A 264-nucleotide genomic window follows, 5' to 3' on the forward strand; every position below is an offset into this window, starting at 1 on the left:
AGCAAATGAAATGATCGATGCTGCAAAAAACGACAGCAGGCTGATCACATTGCAGGAAAGGTTAAACGAACTCGAATCAGAAATAGCGAGAGAAAAACAACTATTAAAGAAAGCCCAAAATCATATCGATAGCGGTAATTCTTGGACTGAAAGGAAAACAGAAAACGGCTCCAGCTACACGGTTTGGCCTCGTGTCAAACAGCAATCAATAGCCGATATTGAGAATCACGAAAGAGAGGTCCGGAGCATAAAAAACCAAATCTC

1 pseudogene is annotated in these 264 nt (G+C 41.3%); it reads left to right on the forward strand.

Going from position 1 to position 264, the window contains the following annotated elements:
• Window positions 1-264: pseudogene (locus A3714_RS18240) on the forward strand (hypothetical protein); the annotation flags it as partial.

Source organism: Alcanivorax sp. HI0007 (genome assembly GCF_001635525.1).
Classification (GTDB): Bacteria; Pseudomonadota; Gammaproteobacteria; order Pseudomonadales; family Alcanivoracaceae; genus Alcanivorax.